This window comes from Flavobacterium hibernum (genome assembly GCF_000832125.1).
Taxonomy (GTDB): domain Bacteria; phylum Bacteroidota; class Bacteroidia; order Flavobacteriales; family Flavobacteriaceae; genus Flavobacterium; species Flavobacterium hibernum.
The window spans coordinates 194,367-210,970 of the sequence record NZ_JPRK01000011.1; the positions used below are offsets into that span (position 1 = coordinate 194,367).

Here is a 16,604-nt window from a genome sequence, read left to right on the forward strand (position 1 = left end):
GTGTTATTATTTAAATTCTCTGCGAATGTATAAATTAATTTCAGTGCACCAAAAAAAATATTGCATTTTATGAAACAAAAAAGGATTTCTTAACAAATTTAGCAGGTTTTGTATGATAATATAAAAATATTGGTTTAAAATGAGAATATTAAAATGAGATACTGAGGCTCTGAGATGCTGAGATGCTAATTTTTTTGCCACGAATTCACGAATTAGCGCAAATCATTGGGGTTCTACAATTCAATTTTTCGAATTAAAGCATTGTTTTTCTTTCTTCTTGTCATTCCGTTTTTCTCTTTTCTTGTCATTTCGAGGAACGAGAAATCCTCGCAAGTAGCTCTACAAAGATTGGCGATTTTGATTGTGGAGTTACTTGCGAGGATTTCTCGTTCCTCGAAATGACAAGATTGCGATTATCAAAACAACCCAGAAACCGGTTTATTCTTAATCCCTATTTTAGAATAATCGAAATTCATTTTTTGCTGCAATAATGACGCATAGACACTTCTAAAATCGGTTTCGTATTTTAAATCGCCATTATCCAAATTAGATAAATCCGGATTATTACCTAAAACAGTTCCTTTATTGTTTCCTCCAATTATAAACATTGGAGCCGCTGTACCGTGATCTGTTCCGTTTCCGTTGTCTTTTACGCGTCGTCCAAATTCAGAAAACACTACGACTGTAACATTCTGAAGCAATTGCGCTTGTTTTAAATCCTGATAAAAACTGTACAAAGCATCGTTTAAAGTCGTTAACTGTTTCTCGTGAATGGCAAGCTGATTATCGTGTGTATCAAATCCGCCAAGCGAAGTATAATATACTTTCGAGTTCAGATTTCCTTTTATCAATCTTCCAATCCATTCCAGATTTTTTGATAAATCGGTTTTAGGATAACTAATTTCTGATTTTGATTTCGCCAAAGCTTTCTGAATTTCTTCGGATCCTTCGGTAACTGAATTGGCTATTTTTCGAACAAAATCTAATTGTGGATTGTCGGATAAGGTTACATTTTCTTCTTTATCTGATTTTACTTTAAATCGGTTTGGATCTTTTACGGTTATTGAATTTGGCTCTAATCCTTTTAATGCCAAATTATCAATCGAATCGAGATTTATTCCTGCCGTTGCCTGATGTCCGTTGCATTGCAAATCAAGATAACGCCCTAACCAGCCTTCGTTGATATATTTATTAGAATCTGCTGCTGTTTGCCAAATTTCCTGACTTCGAAAATGTGACCGAATAGGTTCAGGATATCCAACATTCTGAATTACGGTTAAATCTCCGTTTTGCTGCATCTGAGCAAAATCTTTCAAAGAAGGATGAAATGCCATTCCTTTATTTTTACTGATAACTAAATCTTTATTTAAAGAAATTTTGGTACGCAAATCATAATACAACGGATTGTCGTACGGAATAAAGGTATTTAAACCATCATTTCCCCCATTTAACTGTACAAATACAACACATTGCTCACCAATTACTAAATTACTTTGCGAACCAAATGCATGTAAAAAATCAGGAAGTATCAGCATTCCGCCGGTAAGAGTTCCTGTAAGCGTTAGAAAATTCCTTCTGTTCATAACTGTAGCTTTCTAAATTAATTGATATTCGGGTAGTTTTGTGATGTAATCAAAGAGTCGTATTACGGCAAAATTGGCATGATCTTCTTTTGGGTCAAAATCATATTTCAGCAAATTCTCCATATCTTTTTGCATCGAATCATTTACTTTAAACAACAATCTGTTCGATAATTCAGTGATAATGGTTTTATTAGTTCCGTTAGTATCAAAGTCAATTTTCACATCGATTTTCTCCACTTCTGTTTTTGGTTTATCAGTATCGGGAGTCATTGTATTCAATGCTTTTCTGGTAATACTTCTTCCGCTGCAAAGCATATCCGACGTATTGTTTCGCTGTAAATAAATTTGTGAAGTCAGCCAGGAGTTTCCGCCGTCCCAACCTTTTACATTAACCTGATTATACAAATCCATTCCTTGCTGTTTCAGGAAAAACATTACCATTCCATCGTCAAGATCATCAACATGTAATTCGTCTAAAAGTTGTAAAATGTAAACCAACGGATCTTTGATCTTGGTTCCTGAGGTTTCTTTTTTATATTCTTCGGTAAAAATCTTCGTTAGCAATGGCTGAATTTCAAACTTTACTTTTCTGAAATAATCGCCATAATAGGTCACTAATTCTTCTGAGGGATTATCATAAATAAACCATTTGAGAATTTTCCGTGTTATGAGATAGGGAATATTTTTTTGCTCAAAAATAATATCAATTAAATCGTCTGAATTCCAGTTTCCTGTTTTCCCGAAATATGTTTTATTGGTATTATCCTGCGCAAGACTTCTATAAATTGCACCATCGTCTCCGTAATTTAATCCTGCAAGAGCTCTTGCACCTTCTTTGATATCGCTTTCAGAGTAATTTCCAATTCCAATAGTGAATAATTCCAGTAATTCACGGCTTAGATTTTCGTTGTATTTGCCTTTTTTGTTGTCAACATTATCCAGGTATTTCACCATTGCATTCGACTTTACAATTTCTTTGGTCAATTTTTTAAAGTTTCCAAAAGCATGTTCTCGCAAAATCATATTGTGCTGGTAAATCCAGTAATTGACTTTTACTTTTTGAGTCGTAGAAACAAAATGATTGTGCCAAAAACAAACCATGTTTTCGCGTAACGGAAATTCGTCATTTCGCATTTTACCAATCCACCATTTTTTTAACTCAACTGCCGAGTAGATCTCTCTTTTAAGAACTTTCTTTTTCTGCTCAGAATCTGCTGTTTTAATAGATTCTCGAAGTTCTTTGAGTTCTATTAATGTTTTAGGGTCATCGTTTAAAAAAGCGGGAAGTTGTGTATCGAATTTTGAATCATAGGAATGTTTTAGAAATTTTTCTAATCCTAATTTTTCTATTGCATCGGATTCTTTTCCGGAAAAACCCAACCGTAAGGACCAAAGATTGCTTTTTTTCATAATTCAGAAATTATTACAATAAGACTTGACTTTCTCTTAAAGGTTTAAAGAGAAGGTTCTGAGTTTCTTAGTTACTAAGGGACTAAGTTTTAAAAATCTTTGGTAATAATTAGAACGGGGATTTTTAGAGGATATTGTTCTATTTGTATTAACACGAAATGTTCGGAATTAACACATAACAAGAAATTCATCAATAACTTCCTTTTCCTCATTGATATATAAAAAATAGTCTCTAACTTTTTTTTGATTTTGAAGAATATTCAATTTGATTTCAATACAGGGAGTTGGAATAAAATCGTGATCTAATAAAATCGAAATAGATTTTGAAACAACATTATCGAATTGAATATCTTCATATTGTTCTGGATTTATATTATAAAAATATTCCAAGGCAAAATTGTAAAGCTCATTTTTACTATCAATCGTTTTTTCTAACAAATCCATTTCTTTTAATTTATAATAATGATTCTAAATATTCTAGCCCCGATTGAAGTGGAAATCCTTTATATTTTTTCTTTAAAAATATAAAGATTGTAACGAAAAGCGGGAAATAGCTCCAAAAACAAAAGCAGCTATCATTACAATAACTGCTTTTTATTAATTAAGAATAAAATCTTTCTTCTTTATTCTATTTTCTTTCCTCTAAAAAAAATTAAGACCCACACATTTCGCAATCTTCAGGATCTCCGGCTTGTGCTTTTAGCAACATAGCTTTGTAATCCTCAACACTGATTGCTTCAGTTTCTACAGCTGTTGCTGTTGCCGGTGCATCTTCTTCTTTTTTATCGTTGTTTAGGGTAAATTTAATGGCATCAACCGCTGATTTTGTTCTTAGGTAATACATTCCAGTTTTTAAACCTGATTGCCAAGCATAGAAGTGCATTGACGTAAGTTTAGAATAGTTTGCATCTTGCATGAACAAGTTTAATGATTGCGATTGGTCAATAAAATAACCTCTTTGACGTGACATATCGATAATGTCTTTCATCGACATTTCCCAAACTGTTTTGTATAATTCTTTAAGGTCTTGCGGAATCACATCAATATTTTGAACTGATCCATTATGGCGCATAATTTCTTGTTTCAACGTTTCGTTCCACAAACCTCTGTCTACTAAATCATGAAGTAAATGTTTGTTTACTACAATGAATTCTCCAGACAATACACGACGTGTGTAAATATTTGATGTGTATGGTTCGAAAGCTTCGTTGTTTCCAAGAATTTGCGAAGTCGAAGCGGTTGGCATTGGCGCAACTAATAATGAGTTACGAACCCCATGCTCCATTACTTCTTTTCTTAATGAAGCCCAGTCCCAACGACCAGATAATTCTTCATCTTTCATTCCCCACATATTGTATTGGAACTCTCCTTGTGACATTGGAGATCCTGCAAATGTCGAATATGGTCCTTCTTCTTTTGCCATTTCCATAGAAGCGGTTACGGCTGCGAAATATAATGTTTCGAAAATTTCCTGATTTAATACTTTAGCTTCATCGCTTGTAAACGGCATACGCAACATGATAAAAGCATCTGCCAATCCTTGAACTCCTAAACCAACCGGACGGTGGCGTAAGTTAGAATTTTCAGCTTCTTTTACAGGATAATAATTTCTGTCGATTACTTTATTTAAGTTACGAGTTACACGTTTTGTAACATTGTAAAGCGCTTCGTGATCGAATTTTCCGTTATCAATAAACATTGGCAACGAAATAGAAGCTAAGTTACAAACTGCAATTTCATCTTTAGAGGTAAACTCCATAATCTCTGTACACAAGTTTGATGAACGAATTGTTCCTAAATTCTTGTGATTCGATTTACGGTTTGCTGCATCTTTGTACAACATATATGGTGTTCCTGTTTCGATTTGCGATTCCAGGATTTTCTCCCATAATTCACGTGCACGAATGGTTTTTCTACCTTTTCCTCTAAATTCATAATCCAAATACATTGCTTCGAATTCTTCTCCGTAAACATCATATAACCCAGGACATTCGTTAGGACACATTAATGTCCAAGTTGTATCTTCCTGTACACGTCTCATGAATAAATCTGAAGTCCACATGGCGAAGAATAAATCTCTTGCGCGCATTTCTTCTTTTCCTGTATTTTTCTTTAAATCCAAGAATTCGAAAATATCCGCATGCCAAGTTTCGATATAAATAGCAAAACTTCCTTTACGTTTTCCTCCACCTTGATCTACGTAACGAGCCGTATCGTTGAAAACTCTCAACATTGGAACGATTCCGTTTGAAGTTCCGTTTGTACCACGAATGTAAGATCCAGTCGCACGAACGTTATGAATAGAAAGACCAATTCCTCCCGCTGATTGCGAGATTTTAGCCGTTTGTTTTAAGGTATCATAAATACCATCAATACTATCATCTTGCATTGCCAAAAGGAAACAAGAAGACATTTGTGGTTTTGGAGTTCCTGCATTAAACAACGTTGGTGTTGCATGCGTGAAGAACTTTTTAGACATTAAATCGTAAGTCTCGATTACTGATTTTAAATCGTCAAGGTGAATACCAACCGAAACACGCATCAACATATGTTGTGGTCTTTCGACAATTTTACCGTTTATTTTTAGCAAATACGAACGCTCTAAGGTTTTGAAACCAAAGTAATCGTAATTGAAATCTCTTGTATAAATGATATGAGAATCTAGGAAAGCTGAGTTTTCCTGAATTACTTTAAATACTTCATCCGAAAGTAATGGCGCTTCTTGTCCATTTCTTGGATTTACGTAGTTGTACATATCTTTCATCGTTTCTGAGAACGATTTTTTTGTATTTGAATGTAGGTTTGAAATTGCCACACGCGCTGCTAATTGAGCATAATCTGGATGCGCAATTGTCATAGAAGCCGCCGTTTCTGCCGCAAGATTATCTAGTTCAGAAGTAGAAACCCCATCATACAATCCTTCGATAACTCTCATGGCTACCTTAACAGGATCTACAAGTTCATTTAAACCGTAACACAATTTTTTGATTCTTTCTGTAATCTTATCAAACATTACGGGCTCTTTGTGGCCATCTCTTTTTACTACATACATAAGCTTACTATATTTAATTATTGAAAAAATGAAAGACACTAGAAGAACGAGTTCCAGCGCTTAAACATTGCGTGTTTTAAAATTATTTATTGAGAATTGCAGGATTCTCAATAGTTACCTGATTCCAGTCTGAAAATCAAACCGAAATGCATTAAAAAATATCATTGAATCTACGATTTGGGGCAAAGAGATTCAATCTTAAAATTGTATTGTTAAATTTTATTCTATTAAGTGTTTATATAGAAAACACTAACATTATTTTGTTGTCTAAAAATCTGCATCAAATGAAATTTTCTGAGCATCACTATCTGTGTTCATCACACCTGATTTTTGATACTCGGCAACACGTTTTTCAAAGAAGTTAGTTTTTCCCTGAAGAGAGATCATGTCCATGAAATCAAACGGATTCGCTGATCCATATACACGCTCGCAACCTAATTCTACTAATAATCTATCGGCAACGAACTCTAAATATTGCGTCATTAAGACAGCATTCATTCCAATTAAACTTACCGGAAGAGATTCTGTTACAAATTCTCTTTCAATATCTAAAGCATCAACAATGATTTCTTTAATTCTTTCTTTTGGCACTTTGTTAATCAAGTGATGATTGTGTAAGTGTACTGCAAAGTCACAGTGTACACCTTCGTCACGAGAAATCAGTTCGTTAGAAAAAGTTAAACCTGGCATTAAACCACGTTTTTTCAACCAATAAATAGAACAGAAAGCACCTGAGAAAAAGATTCCTTCAACGGCAGCAAAAGCAATTAGTCTTTCGGCAAACGAATCAGATTCGATCCATTTTAAAGCCCAGTCTGCTTTTTTCTTAATTGCAGGAAAAACTTCCAATGCATTAAACAATTCTGCTTTCTCTGCTTCATCTTTCACGTAAGTGTCGATTAATAGAGAATATGTTTCACTGTGAATGTTTTCCATCATGATTTGAAAACCATAGAAAAACTTCGCTTCAGCATATTGAACTTCGTTTACAAAGTTCTCTGCAAGGTTCTCATTTACGATTCCATCAGAAGCAGCAAAAAATGCTAAAATATGTTTAATGAAATATCTTTCGTCGTCACTTAATTTATTATTCCAGTCTGTCAAATCCTGGTGCAAATCGATTTCTTCCGCAGTCCAAAAACTAGCTTCCATCTTTTTGTACCATTCCCAAATATCATGATGTTTGATTGGAAAAATAACGAAACGATTTTTATTTTCTTGTAATATTGGTTCGACTTGTGACATGACTGTATTTATTTAATTTTTATACCAAAATTTTACTATTTCAGTAGATTACAAAGATTGTCAATTGTTGCCAAAAATAAAAGCCAAACTTATTCACAAAAGGGCGTAGTTTTTAACAACGGACAAAAAATGGGATATTTTTCAGACAATAATTAAATTATTGTAAATGAGTATTTTAAAACCCATATTTACACTCTAAAGGGCTGTAAAATATAGACTTTTTATTATAAAAAGCAAGAATTTTTTAATACTTTTTAAAAGTTTTTTTAAGCTTCACTTTTATTTTTTTGAGCTAAAAAGAAGCTATTCGCAGTCATAGTAATGGCTGCCGAATTTTTAAGATTTTTTGAGCTCCTGAGCTACTTTTTCAAGTTCCAAATACCAGTCTTCACCAAAGCGACGAACTAGTGCTTCTTTAACAAATTTATAAACTGGAACTTCTAATTCCTTACCTAAAGAACAAGCATCATCGCAAATATCCCATTTATCATAATTCACCGCAGCAAACTCTGTAAAATCTTTTACACGAATTGGATATAAATGACAAGAAACTGGTTTTTTCCAATCTACGATTCCTTGGTTATAAGCTTGCTCAATTCCGCAAAGCGCAGTTTTACCGTCAAAAATAACGTAAGCACAATCTTTCTCATCGATTAGCGGTGTTTCAAGATCACCGTCAGTTCCTTTTACCCAAGTTCCTTGCGCTTCTATAGCAGCAATTCCCTCTTTACGTAAAAATGGTTTTACTTTTGGGTAAATTTCCTCCATAATTTTAGTTTCGGCCTCACTCAGTGGCGCTCCAGCATCTCCGTCAACACAGCAAGCTCCTTTACAAGCTGACAAATTGCACACAAATTCTTTTTCAAGAATATCTTCTGAAATAATGGTTTTACCTAATTGAAACATGATACTAAAATACTGTTATTTATAAAGTGCAAAGATAGTCAAAGAAAACAGATAAAACACTCAAAATATTTAACCGCAAAGGGCGCAGGGATTTACGCAATCCCGAAGCCTCGGGACGCAAAGCTTTATCAGTTCTATCCTTTGCAAACTTTGCGTAAATCTTTGCGAATCTTTGCGGTTAAATTATTATTTGTTACAAATATCACTTTTTAAGATACTGATACGTGTTTTTATAACAAAAATACATCGTATTAAAAAAACACCTATCTTTATTATCTACCTTTGCAAAAATTTTAAACCCTTAAAATCAAAGTAATATGTTAGAAATTGACTTTAAAGAAATAATTACTGTTGGAATGGTACTTTTTGCTGTAATTGATATTGTAGGTTCAATTCCGATCATTGTTAATTTAAGAGCAAAAGTGGGGCATATTGAATCTGAAAAGGCTTCGATCGTTGCAGGACTTATTATGATTGTTTTTCTATTTGTTGGAGAAGGATTCTTGAGTCTTATTGGTATCGATGTACATTCGTTTGCGGTTGCAGGTTCTTTTGTGCTGTTTTTTCTAGCTTTAGAAATGATTTTAGGAATTAGAATATACCGCGACGAAGAACCGGGATCTGCATCGATCGTACCATTAGCATTTCCGCTAATTGCCGGCGCGGGAACAATGACGACTTTACTTTCGCTTAGATCTCAATTTCACACCATCAATATTATTATTGCTATTATACTGAATATCATCTTAGTTTATATCGTTTTGAAATCATCTAAAAAAATCGAAAATTTATTAGGAGAAAACGGACTTGGCGTGGTTCGCAAGACATTTGGAGTCATACTTTTAGCAATTGCTGTTAAATTATTTGCTGCTAATGTTAAAGGTTTGTTTGTCTAACATTTATTTTTATAAATTTACCCCATAAAATTTCTAAAATACAACTTTAAGATATTTTTCACATCTGAGGGTTTTACTTTATTATTTTAGACAAATAAACAACCATTATGAAAATCTTTACTTCAATCTTAGTGCTTCTGGCATTGGCTTTAATTGTTTTTAATATTACATTGCTAGACTTCAAAAACCCTTTTCAGGGAGACAGTGTAGTTGCTTTTATTGGAATCGCAGCTTCATTTTGTGCCGTTTTAATTCTTTTGATTTTTAGAATTTCTAAAAGAATTGAAGAAAAAACAAACGGAAGATAATATATGTTTGACGTTTTAATTATCGGCGGCGGCGTTTCAGGAATGTCTTGTGCTCTCGTTTTAGGATCTGCCAAAAACAAAGCTTTTGTTACCGATAAAAAAATAGGAATATTTACGCATCAAAAAAATTCTTCTTTACAAGAGGCAATTTTCTACAATGCTTACGGCATTACACCAGGTAAATTGGGATCTGATTTGCTAATTGAAAGTTCTCAGGATTTAGCAATGACTTATCCACACATCTCTCAAATACCAAATGAAAAAGTAATTAAAGTAGAAGGCTCTTTTCCTGAATTTACTGTTACTACAAATAAAAATTCATACAAAACCAAAAATATCGTTATTGGGATTGGTTCTGCAAATACTTTTGACATTGAAGGTTTAATGCAATATATTGAACCTCATAAAAAAGCGCTTCCAGAAAAACAACGTATTCAGCTTAAAAACGACGATCATAAAGTAACCGACGGTATTTATGTTATTGGAACTTTAGCAGGCTGGAGAAGTCAATTGGCTATTGCAGCCGGAAGTGGCGCAGCAGTTGCTACAGATATTCTTACTTTATGGAATAACGGCGTACAAACTCACGCCCACGATAGTATTCGATAAAATTTATTTTCACCATATAAGTTATATAAGTTCATTTAATTTATGCGCGAAGCATTTATATTGACTTATATAACTTATATAACTTATATGGTTTAAACTCTTATTTCACAGAAACAATTTCTTTTACTTTGATATGTTTCTCAGTATCAGTTTTCCAGATTTCGCCTTTTAACGAAACCTCATCTCCTTCTTTTAATTTCTTATAATTTTGAGGCCCTCCAACATTTACAATGCTAATTGTCGCAAAATAAACTTCGTTCTTGGCTGTATTGATTTTGGCCGTATAACCGTCTTTTCCAAACTCGATAGATTCAACTTTTCCTGAAATCGTATTCTTATCTTTCATACACGCGCAAGAAACCACAAACATTATTAAAACTGCAAGAAAACCAATTCTTTTTAAATTTTTCATATTTTATTTTGTTAACCACAAAGGTCTAAAGGTTTATTAAAATTATCCGTAATCTATTTCAACTCTATACAACTTCCAGCAATTACTTTAGGGCTTTCGTCGAATTGTTTCCAAACTCTACTATAACGAAACGAATTAGAGATAACCTTACCATCATAAACTCCTTTTAGCAAAACAATCACACTAACAACAGCTGTATCACCAATTATACGAATAATTTGATCTGAAGCTTCCAGAACTTCAATTTTCATTTTACCGGAACGATAAGTTTCTAAATCAAACTCTTTGGTAATCGTTTGACCGTCGGGCAAATTAAAAAGCAAGTCGTCATGCAACATTTTATCCAAAGTCGAAACATCGGCATTTTTAATCGCAGTTAGAAGTTCAATCTCAGCATTAACAATGGCGTCTATTTTCATTTCAATAAGAATTAAGGATTACTTTTTCGGATTTAAAATGGTTTTAATCATGGCGTCATCTTTCAAGATGACATCGTAGTAATACAATTCACCAAACAATTGTCTGGCAAACTCTGCTGTTATATAACGGTTTACCAAACCTTTGGTTTTATCTAATTTCAGATCTAAACCTGTCATTAAAATATAGTTTCTAAACTTTTTAAAGTACGCATCAGAGTTCTTCATTTTTACCAAAAACTCATTAAAATGAAGTCCTGCAAAAGCATCACGATTTTTATCTAATTCTTCAAAAACAAAATGCCCTACAATTCCGGTTTGAAGTAAATAAGCAACATTCTCATTTCCGTGTTCTGCTTCTATTGGCACAAAAACATCCGGAACGATTCCGCCGCCACCGTAAACGATTTTACCTTTTGGCGTTTTAAATTTTAATGAATCTGCAACTTTTATACTGTCTTTAGCATAAAGTTCTCCAGATTTTATTCGCGCCTCAGATTCTTTAAAATATTCTTCATTCCCTTTTTTATAAGGTTTTTGAATCGATCTTCCTGTTGGTGTATAATAACGAGCTACAGTTAATCTCACTGCCGATCCGTCATTAAAATCCATTTCGCGCTGCACTAATCCTTTTCCAAAAGAACGACGTCCTACAATAGTTCCGCGATCGCTATCCTGAATTGCTCCGGCCAGTATTTCACTTGCCGATGCACTATTTTCATTAATTAAAACATAGACCTTGCCTGTTTCAAAACTTCCTGTTTTTGTGGCGTAAGTTTTCTCGGTTGTTCCGTTCTTATTTTTTGTAAAAACGATCAATTGTTTATCTTTCAAAAATTCATCTGCTATAGCAATGGCTTCTTCCATATAACCACCTCCATTATCGCGAAGGTCAATTATAAGTGATTCAATTCCGTTTTGTTTTAATCTTGTCAAGCCAGTCTTAAACTCATTAAAAGTAGTTTCGGCAAAACGATTAATCTTGATATAGCCTGTTTTATTATCAAGCAATAAAGACGCATCAACACTTTTTATAGGAATGATATCTCTTTTTACCTTAATTTTCAATTTCTTTTGTTCTGATTTTCTAAAAACCGTCAATTCAATCTCAGAACCTTTTATTCCTTTTAATTTTGAAAACAAACTATCTGAAGGTAGTTTACGTCCAAATAATTTTGTTTTTCCTGCAAATAAAATTCGATCTCCGGATTTTATCCCTGCTTTTGCCGAAGGCCCGTTTTCGATTGGTTTTATAATTGCAACTGAATCTTTATACATATAAAAATTAATCCCGATTCCCACGAAATCACCTTTCATACTTTCAGCAACTTCTGCTTGTTCGCTTGGCGGAATATAAACAGAATGAGGATCTAATTTTGAGAGAATATTATCTACTGTAAGGTTTACAATAGAATCTGTATTGATACTATCAACATATTCGTTATTGATAAAATCAATGAGTTTATTCAGCTTGGTTTTCGAGTAGTTTTTAGCCAAAAGCTGGTCATCAGCGGGAGCACTCATTAAGCTTCCGATGACAATACCGAGAGCTAAAGTAGCTCCGATGATGATTGGCAAATATTTTGAATTAAATTTCATTATTCTTCTAAAACAGGAATGTGTTCTACTTCGATACCTGCTTTTATTAAAAATTGAATTCCGGAGTCGTCACGATATCCGTTGTGATAAACCACTCTTTTTATCCCTGATTGGTGTATCAATTTACTGCATTCTTTACAAGGAGAAAGTGTAATATATAAAGTTGCTCCTTCACACGATTGTGTTGATCTGGCTACTTTAAGTATTGCATTTGCTTCGGCATGCAAAACATCCCAACGTGTTAATCCTTCTTCGTCTTCACAGCAATTTTCAAATCCGGATGGCGTTCCGTTATATCCATCAGAAATAATCATTCGGTCTTTTACGATAATGGCGCCTACCTGTTTTCGCTTGCAATAAGAAAGTGCTCCCCATTCTGTTGCGATTCTTAGATAAGCTTTATCGTATTTATTTAATTTTTTTTCTTCCATTTAATTTATCTGTTCCAAATTGGACTTTCTATAATCATCGGAACAACTACTCCAACAATAAAAGCCGACATTACAAGTGCCCAATCGCGTTTTGAAAAACGAAATACAGTTTGTACAATATATGATATTATCAAAACTACAAATACCACAACTAACTGAGCTGCTTCTATCCCGAGAGCAAACTCGCCTAAAGGTAGTAATTTTGAACTAGGTGATCCTCCTAAAATAGTCTTGAAATAATTTGAAAATCCAAGACCATGTATAATTCCAAAAAACAAGGTTACAAAAAACACTAAATTCACTCCATCGTTTTTAGATGTTTTTCCTGCTGTAAAAAGATTAAAAATCGCTGTTATTAAAATTGTTATCGGAATTAGAAATTCGACTGTATTTACTTTGATCGCAATAATTCCGTAAACCGAAAGCAATAAAGCCAGTGTATGACCTATTGTAAAAACAGAAACTAACAGCAAAATGCGTTTCCAGTCTTTAAACAAATAAGGTGTTGTTAATGCGATTAAAAAAAGAACGTGATCGTAAGCGTTAATATCTAAAACATGCTTTAATCCTATTTGAAAATAAATCCAAAACTCTGACATACTAGTGGTACTATTAAATGATTAGGGGTTGTAAACTTACGATTTATTTTGAAAAATACTTCCGTGCTGTTTTAAAACAACTAATAAAAATTAAGTTAAATTTTATGAGAACTTTAAATTTAATAATTTAAAATAAAAATTATCTTTGCGAGATAAAAAACTTATAATTATGTCATTTTCAGATTTATTTGATAGCGAATTCAAACAAAGAAATAAAGGTCACTTTTCAGCTATTGTTCGTGTAGCATTAGCCGATGGAATTGTACATCCTGAAGAGAAGAGTTTCTTAGATAAATTAGCTTCACGTTTAGAAATTTCAGAGTCTGAGTACGAAGAAATTCTTAACGATCCATTAAAATATCCAATTAACCCACCTTATTTACATGTTCAGCGTTTAGAGCGTTTATACGATTTAACAAGAATGGTACACGTTGATCATCATCTTGAAGACCAACAAGAAGTTATGTTAAGAAAATTAGGTATTGCTTTAGGATTTACTCCAAGCAACGTAAATTATATTATCGCAAAAGCATTATCATTAGTTGATAAAAAAGTTGATGGTGATACTTTTGTTTATGAAATGCAACACATGCATAAATAGTATTCTGTTTTCAGTTACAGTTTTCAGTTCTAAACTGAAATTCTAAAAATGGAACTAAAATATAAAACCGAGAGATTCTTTGAAATCTCTCGGTTTTTTTGTTTTTTAAGGTGATATTATAATTCATCGCAAAAAGAAGCCCGACAGGTTTTAAAAATGTTATTACTAAATTTAGATAAAAACTCCCGTTGAAACTTTTTTACTTAACCTGTAATTCGAACTTTCCTTCAAGTCCTCCTGCAAAATTCACCTGATAGTTTTTGACAACATCTAAGACTTGCGTACCCATAAATTCAAACTTAAAATTATTATTTCCTAAATCTGTTACCTTTATTGAATTTCCACCAATATAATATCTTGTTTTTGGGGTTACTAATTCACAAAACCCAAGAAGTTCATTAGCCGATCCAGGTCCAAATGAATAAATGCCAGTTAAATTCTTTTGTGTAGAAGGAAACGAAAGATCTATATAAAGGTTTTCACTTTTCTTCTCATTTGTAACCAAAAAACGAACACTTTTCTGCGAATCAAAACTTGCCTTTTGACTAAAGTAAACTCCTTTAGTTGGCTCAAAACTAAATCCATCTATAACAATTGATGAATACAAATCAGTTCTATTATCAGAATCAGAAGAACAAGAAGTTAAAAAACCCAATACTAATAAAAAAAATAAAGTAAATTTCCTCATAATTTTTTTTGTTAAATATATAAAAATATACACCATTTCTCTCAAAAATTATTTAAATTAAATTCACCACAAAACAAAACCCGACAGGTTTTAAAAACCTGTCGGGTTTGAATGAGTCTAAAAACTGAGACTGCGACTGAAAACTATTCCGCCTCCGCCATAAACTGCTCTGCCTTTTCTACCATATTATGACTTCCGCAGAAAAACGGAACTCTTTCATGCAATTCTGTTGGTTGAATTTCCATAATTCTTCCAAAACCGTCTGTTGCTTTCCCTCCCGCTTGTTCTGCAATAAATGCCATTGGATTACATTCATATAATAAACGTAATTTTCCTTTTGGTGCTTTTGAACTGGTTGGATAAATATAGATTCCGCCTTTTATCATATTTCGATGAAAATCAGAAACCAGACTTCCGATATATCTAGAAGTATAAGGTCTGTCATCTTCTTCTCTTTGACAATACTTAATGTAATTTTTTACTCCTTGCGGAAAATGAACATAATTCCCTTCGTTTACAGAATAGATATGTCCGTCTTTTGGAAATCTCATATTCGGATGTGAAAGATAAAATGTACCAATGGCAGGATTCAATGTAAAACCATTTACGCCATGACCTGTAGTATAAACCAACATTGTCGAAGTTCCATAAATTACATAACCTGCTGCCACTTGATTGATTCCCGGTTGTAAAAAATCCTCGCTAGTTACCGGCGTTCCAATTGGTGTTATTCTTCTAAAAACAGAAAAAATAGTCCCTAAAGAAACATTTACATCAATGTTTGAAGATCCGTCAAGCGGATCCATTAAGATCACGTACTTATTATTATTACTATTGTCGCTCCCTTTGACAGTAATAAATTCGTCGTTTTCTTCTGAAGCAATACCACAGACAATCTCACGGTTAATTAACGTCTGAATAAATACTTCGTTGGCATACACATCTAATTTTTGTTGATCTTCTCCCTGGATATTCTGTTCGCCTGCGGCGCCAATAATATCCACCAATCCGGCTTTGTTTACTTTATAATTGACGACTTTGGCCGCCAAACGTATAGAGTTGATAATTCGGGAAAGCTCCCCCGACGAATACTGAAATGCTTTTTGGTTCTCAATAATAAACTCTCCCAGTGTTTTATTGCGTTCTTCCATTGCTATATCGTTATAGATTTTGATTATAAGTCACAAATATCGCTTTTTTTGTGAGAATGATTCAAAAATTATTTTGTTAGTTTGCCACTATTGTATATTTGCTAATTAAAAGCAGTAAGCATCAAATAAAAAAATGCTTTCTGAGAAAATAAGTAGTTAATAATAAGAATATATGAATATTAGAAAAGGAAAATCTGAAGACATGAAATCGGTTCTAGAATTGATCCATGAATTGGCAATATTCGAAAATGAACCTGATGCAGTTGTAATAACAGTTGATGACTTGGTACGCGATGGCTTTGGCGAAAAACCTTTATTTCATGTTTTTGTTGCAGAAATTGAAAACAATCAAAAACAGAAAGAAATTGTTGGAATTGCTTTGTACTATTATCGCTATTCTACCTGGAAAGGAAAAACAATACACCTTGAAGATTTAATAGTTAAAGAAAAAATGCGCGGGACTGGTTTAGGATCTGCGTTATATTCTGAAATTATGCAACAAGGAAAGAGAGATAATGTACGAAGAGTCGAATGGAATGTTCTAGATTGGAATACTCCAGCTGTAAAGTTTTACGAAAATTCAGGTGCAAAAATCCTTAACGGATGGCAAGTGGTACAAATGGACGAAGCCGGAATTAATTCGTTTCTAGAAAAATTATAAAAATATATTTGCCACAGATTATTAAGATTAAAAAGAT

At 33.2% G+C, this 16,604-nt stretch carries 18 protein-coding genes; 5 read left to right on the plus strand and 13 right to left on the minus strand.

Features of this window, described 5'->3' with window-relative positions; all coding sequences use genetic code 11:
* Window positions 1-416 precede the first annotated feature (416 nt).
* The 6 genes from IW18_RS13685 to IW18_RS13710 all read right to left on the minus strand — a co-directional run bounded on the left by IW18_RS13685 (window position 417) and on the right by IW18_RS13710 (window position 8,196).
* Complete coding sequence (locus IW18_RS13685; RefSeq protein WP_041518441.1) at window positions 417-1,583, minus strand: DUF1501 domain-containing protein; 1,167 nt, start codon at window positions 1,581-1,583, stop codon at window positions 417-419.
* Between the two features lie 12 nt (window positions 1,584-1,595).
* Entirely contained in the window at window positions 1,596-2,993 is a 1,398-nt protein-coding gene (locus IW18_RS13690) for a DUF1800 domain-containing protein (protein WP_041518442.1), read from the minus strand.
* Between the two features lie 168 nt (window positions 2,994-3,161).
* The gene (locus tag IW18_RS13695) at window positions 3,162-3,437 is read right to left on the minus strand and encodes a hypothetical protein (protein ID WP_041518443.1); all 276 of its coding nucleotides are present in this window, start codon (window positions 3,435-3,437) and stop codon (window positions 3,162-3,164) included.
* A gap of 208 nt (window positions 3,438-3,645) precedes the next feature.
* The gene (locus IW18_RS13700; RefSeq protein WP_041518444.1) at window positions 3,646-6,045 is read right to left on the minus strand and encodes a ribonucleoside-diphosphate reductase subunit alpha; all 2,400 of its coding nucleotides are present in this window, start codon (window positions 6,043-6,045) and stop codon (window positions 3,646-3,648) included.
* 267 nt (window positions 6,046-6,312) lie between these two features.
* On the minus strand, window positions 6,313-7,290 hold the full coding sequence (locus IW18_RS13705) for a ribonucleotide-diphosphate reductase subunit beta (RefSeq protein ID WP_041518445.1): 978 nt from the start codon (window positions 7,288-7,290) through the stop codon (window positions 6,313-6,315).
* A 336-nt stretch (window positions 7,291-7,626) separates the two neighbouring features.
* The gene (locus IW18_RS13710) at window positions 7,627-8,196 is read right to left on the minus strand and encodes a DUF3109 family protein (RefSeq protein ID WP_041518446.1); all 570 of its coding nucleotides are present in this window, start codon (window positions 8,194-8,196) and stop codon (window positions 7,627-7,629) included.
* Between the two features lie 317 nt (window positions 8,197-8,513).
* Between IW18_RS13710 and IW18_RS13720 the strand changes: the two genes are divergently transcribed.
* The 3 genes from IW18_RS13720 to IW18_RS13730 all read left to right on the plus strand — a co-directional run bounded on the left by IW18_RS13720 (window position 8,514) and on the right by IW18_RS13730 (window position 10,009).
* Window positions 8,514-9,092, plus strand: coding sequence for a MarC family protein (locus tag IW18_RS13720; protein ID WP_041518448.1), 579 nt, complete (start codon window positions 8,514-8,516; stop codon window positions 9,090-9,092).
* Between the two features lie 107 nt (window positions 9,093-9,199).
* The gene (locus IW18_RS13725; RefSeq protein WP_017496183.1) at window positions 9,200-9,400 is read left to right on the plus strand and encodes a hypothetical protein; all 201 of its coding nucleotides are present in this window, start codon (window positions 9,200-9,202) and stop codon (window positions 9,398-9,400) included.
* Window positions 9,401-9,403: 3 nt separating this feature from the next.
* Complete coding sequence (locus tag IW18_RS13730; RefSeq protein ID WP_041518449.1) at window positions 9,404-10,009, plus strand: FAD-dependent oxidoreductase; 606 nt, start codon at window positions 9,404-9,406, stop codon at window positions 10,007-10,009.
* A gap of 100 nt (window positions 10,010-10,109) precedes the next feature.
* On the opposite strand, the gene IW18_RS13735 is transcribed toward IW18_RS13730, so the two are convergent.
* Genes IW18_RS13735 through IW18_RS13755 form a run of 5 tightly spaced genes read right to left on the minus strand, consistent with a single transcriptional unit; the run spans window position 10,110 to window position 13,466 of the window.
* Window positions 10,110-10,421 (minus strand): hypothetical protein, encoded by a 312-nt coding sequence (locus tag IW18_RS13735; RefSeq protein WP_041518450.1) that lies wholly within the window; start codon window positions 10,419-10,421, stop codon window positions 10,110-10,112.
* 53 nt (window positions 10,422-10,474) lie between these two features.
* Window positions 10,475-10,840 carry a nuclear transport factor 2 family protein gene (locus IW18_RS13740; protein ID WP_041518451.1) on the minus strand — a complete coding sequence of 122 codons (366 nt, stop codon included), beginning with the start codon at window positions 10,838-10,840 and terminating at the stop codon, window positions 10,475-10,477.
* A gap of 18 nt (window positions 10,841-10,858) precedes the next feature.
* Window positions 10,859-12,436, minus strand: a complete 1,578-nt coding sequence (locus tag IW18_RS13745; protein WP_041518452.1) for a S41 family peptidase — start codon at window positions 12,434-12,436, stop codon at window positions 10,859-10,861.
* Window positions 12,436-12,867 carry a deoxycytidylate deaminase gene (locus IW18_RS13750; RefSeq protein WP_041518453.1) on the minus strand — a complete coding sequence of 144 codons (432 nt, stop codon included), beginning with the start codon at window positions 12,865-12,867 and terminating at the stop codon, window positions 12,436-12,438. Before IW18_RS13750 ends, IW18_RS13745 begins: the two co-directional genes overlap by 1 nt.
* A 5-nt stretch (window positions 12,868-12,872) precedes the next feature.
* Window positions 12,873-13,466: a HupE/UreJ family protein gene (locus IW18_RS13755; protein WP_041518454.1), complete on the minus strand. Its 594-nt coding sequence runs from the start codon at window positions 13,464-13,466 to the stop codon at window positions 12,873-12,875.
* A gap of 169 nt (window positions 13,467-13,635) precedes the next feature.
* Between IW18_RS13755 and IW18_RS13760 the strand changes: the two genes are divergently transcribed.
* Window positions 13,636-14,067, plus strand: a complete 432-nt coding sequence (locus IW18_RS13760) for a tellurite resistance TerB family protein (protein WP_041518455.1) — start codon at window positions 13,636-13,638, stop codon at window positions 14,065-14,067.
* A 199-nt stretch (window positions 14,068-14,266) separates the two neighbouring features.
* On the opposite strand, the gene IW18_RS13765 is transcribed toward IW18_RS13760, so the two are convergent.
* Complete coding sequence (locus IW18_RS13765; protein ID WP_123902546.1) at window positions 14,267-14,755, minus strand: hypothetical protein; 489 nt, start codon at window positions 14,753-14,755, stop codon at window positions 14,267-14,269.
* Between the two features lie 143 nt (window positions 14,756-14,898).
* A complete protein-coding gene (gene fbp, locus IW18_RS13770) occupies window positions 14,899-15,906 on the minus strand; it encodes a class 1 fructose-bisphosphatase (RefSeq protein WP_041518457.1) in 1,008 nt (335 codons plus the stop codon).
* 172 nt (window positions 15,907-16,078) lie between these two features.
* Between fbp and IW18_RS13775 the strand changes: the two genes are divergently transcribed.
* Window positions 16,079-16,567, plus strand: coding sequence for a GNAT family N-acetyltransferase (locus IW18_RS13775; RefSeq protein WP_041518458.1), 489 nt, complete (start codon window positions 16,079-16,081; stop codon window positions 16,565-16,567).
* Window positions 16,568-16,604 lie beyond the last annotated feature (37 nt).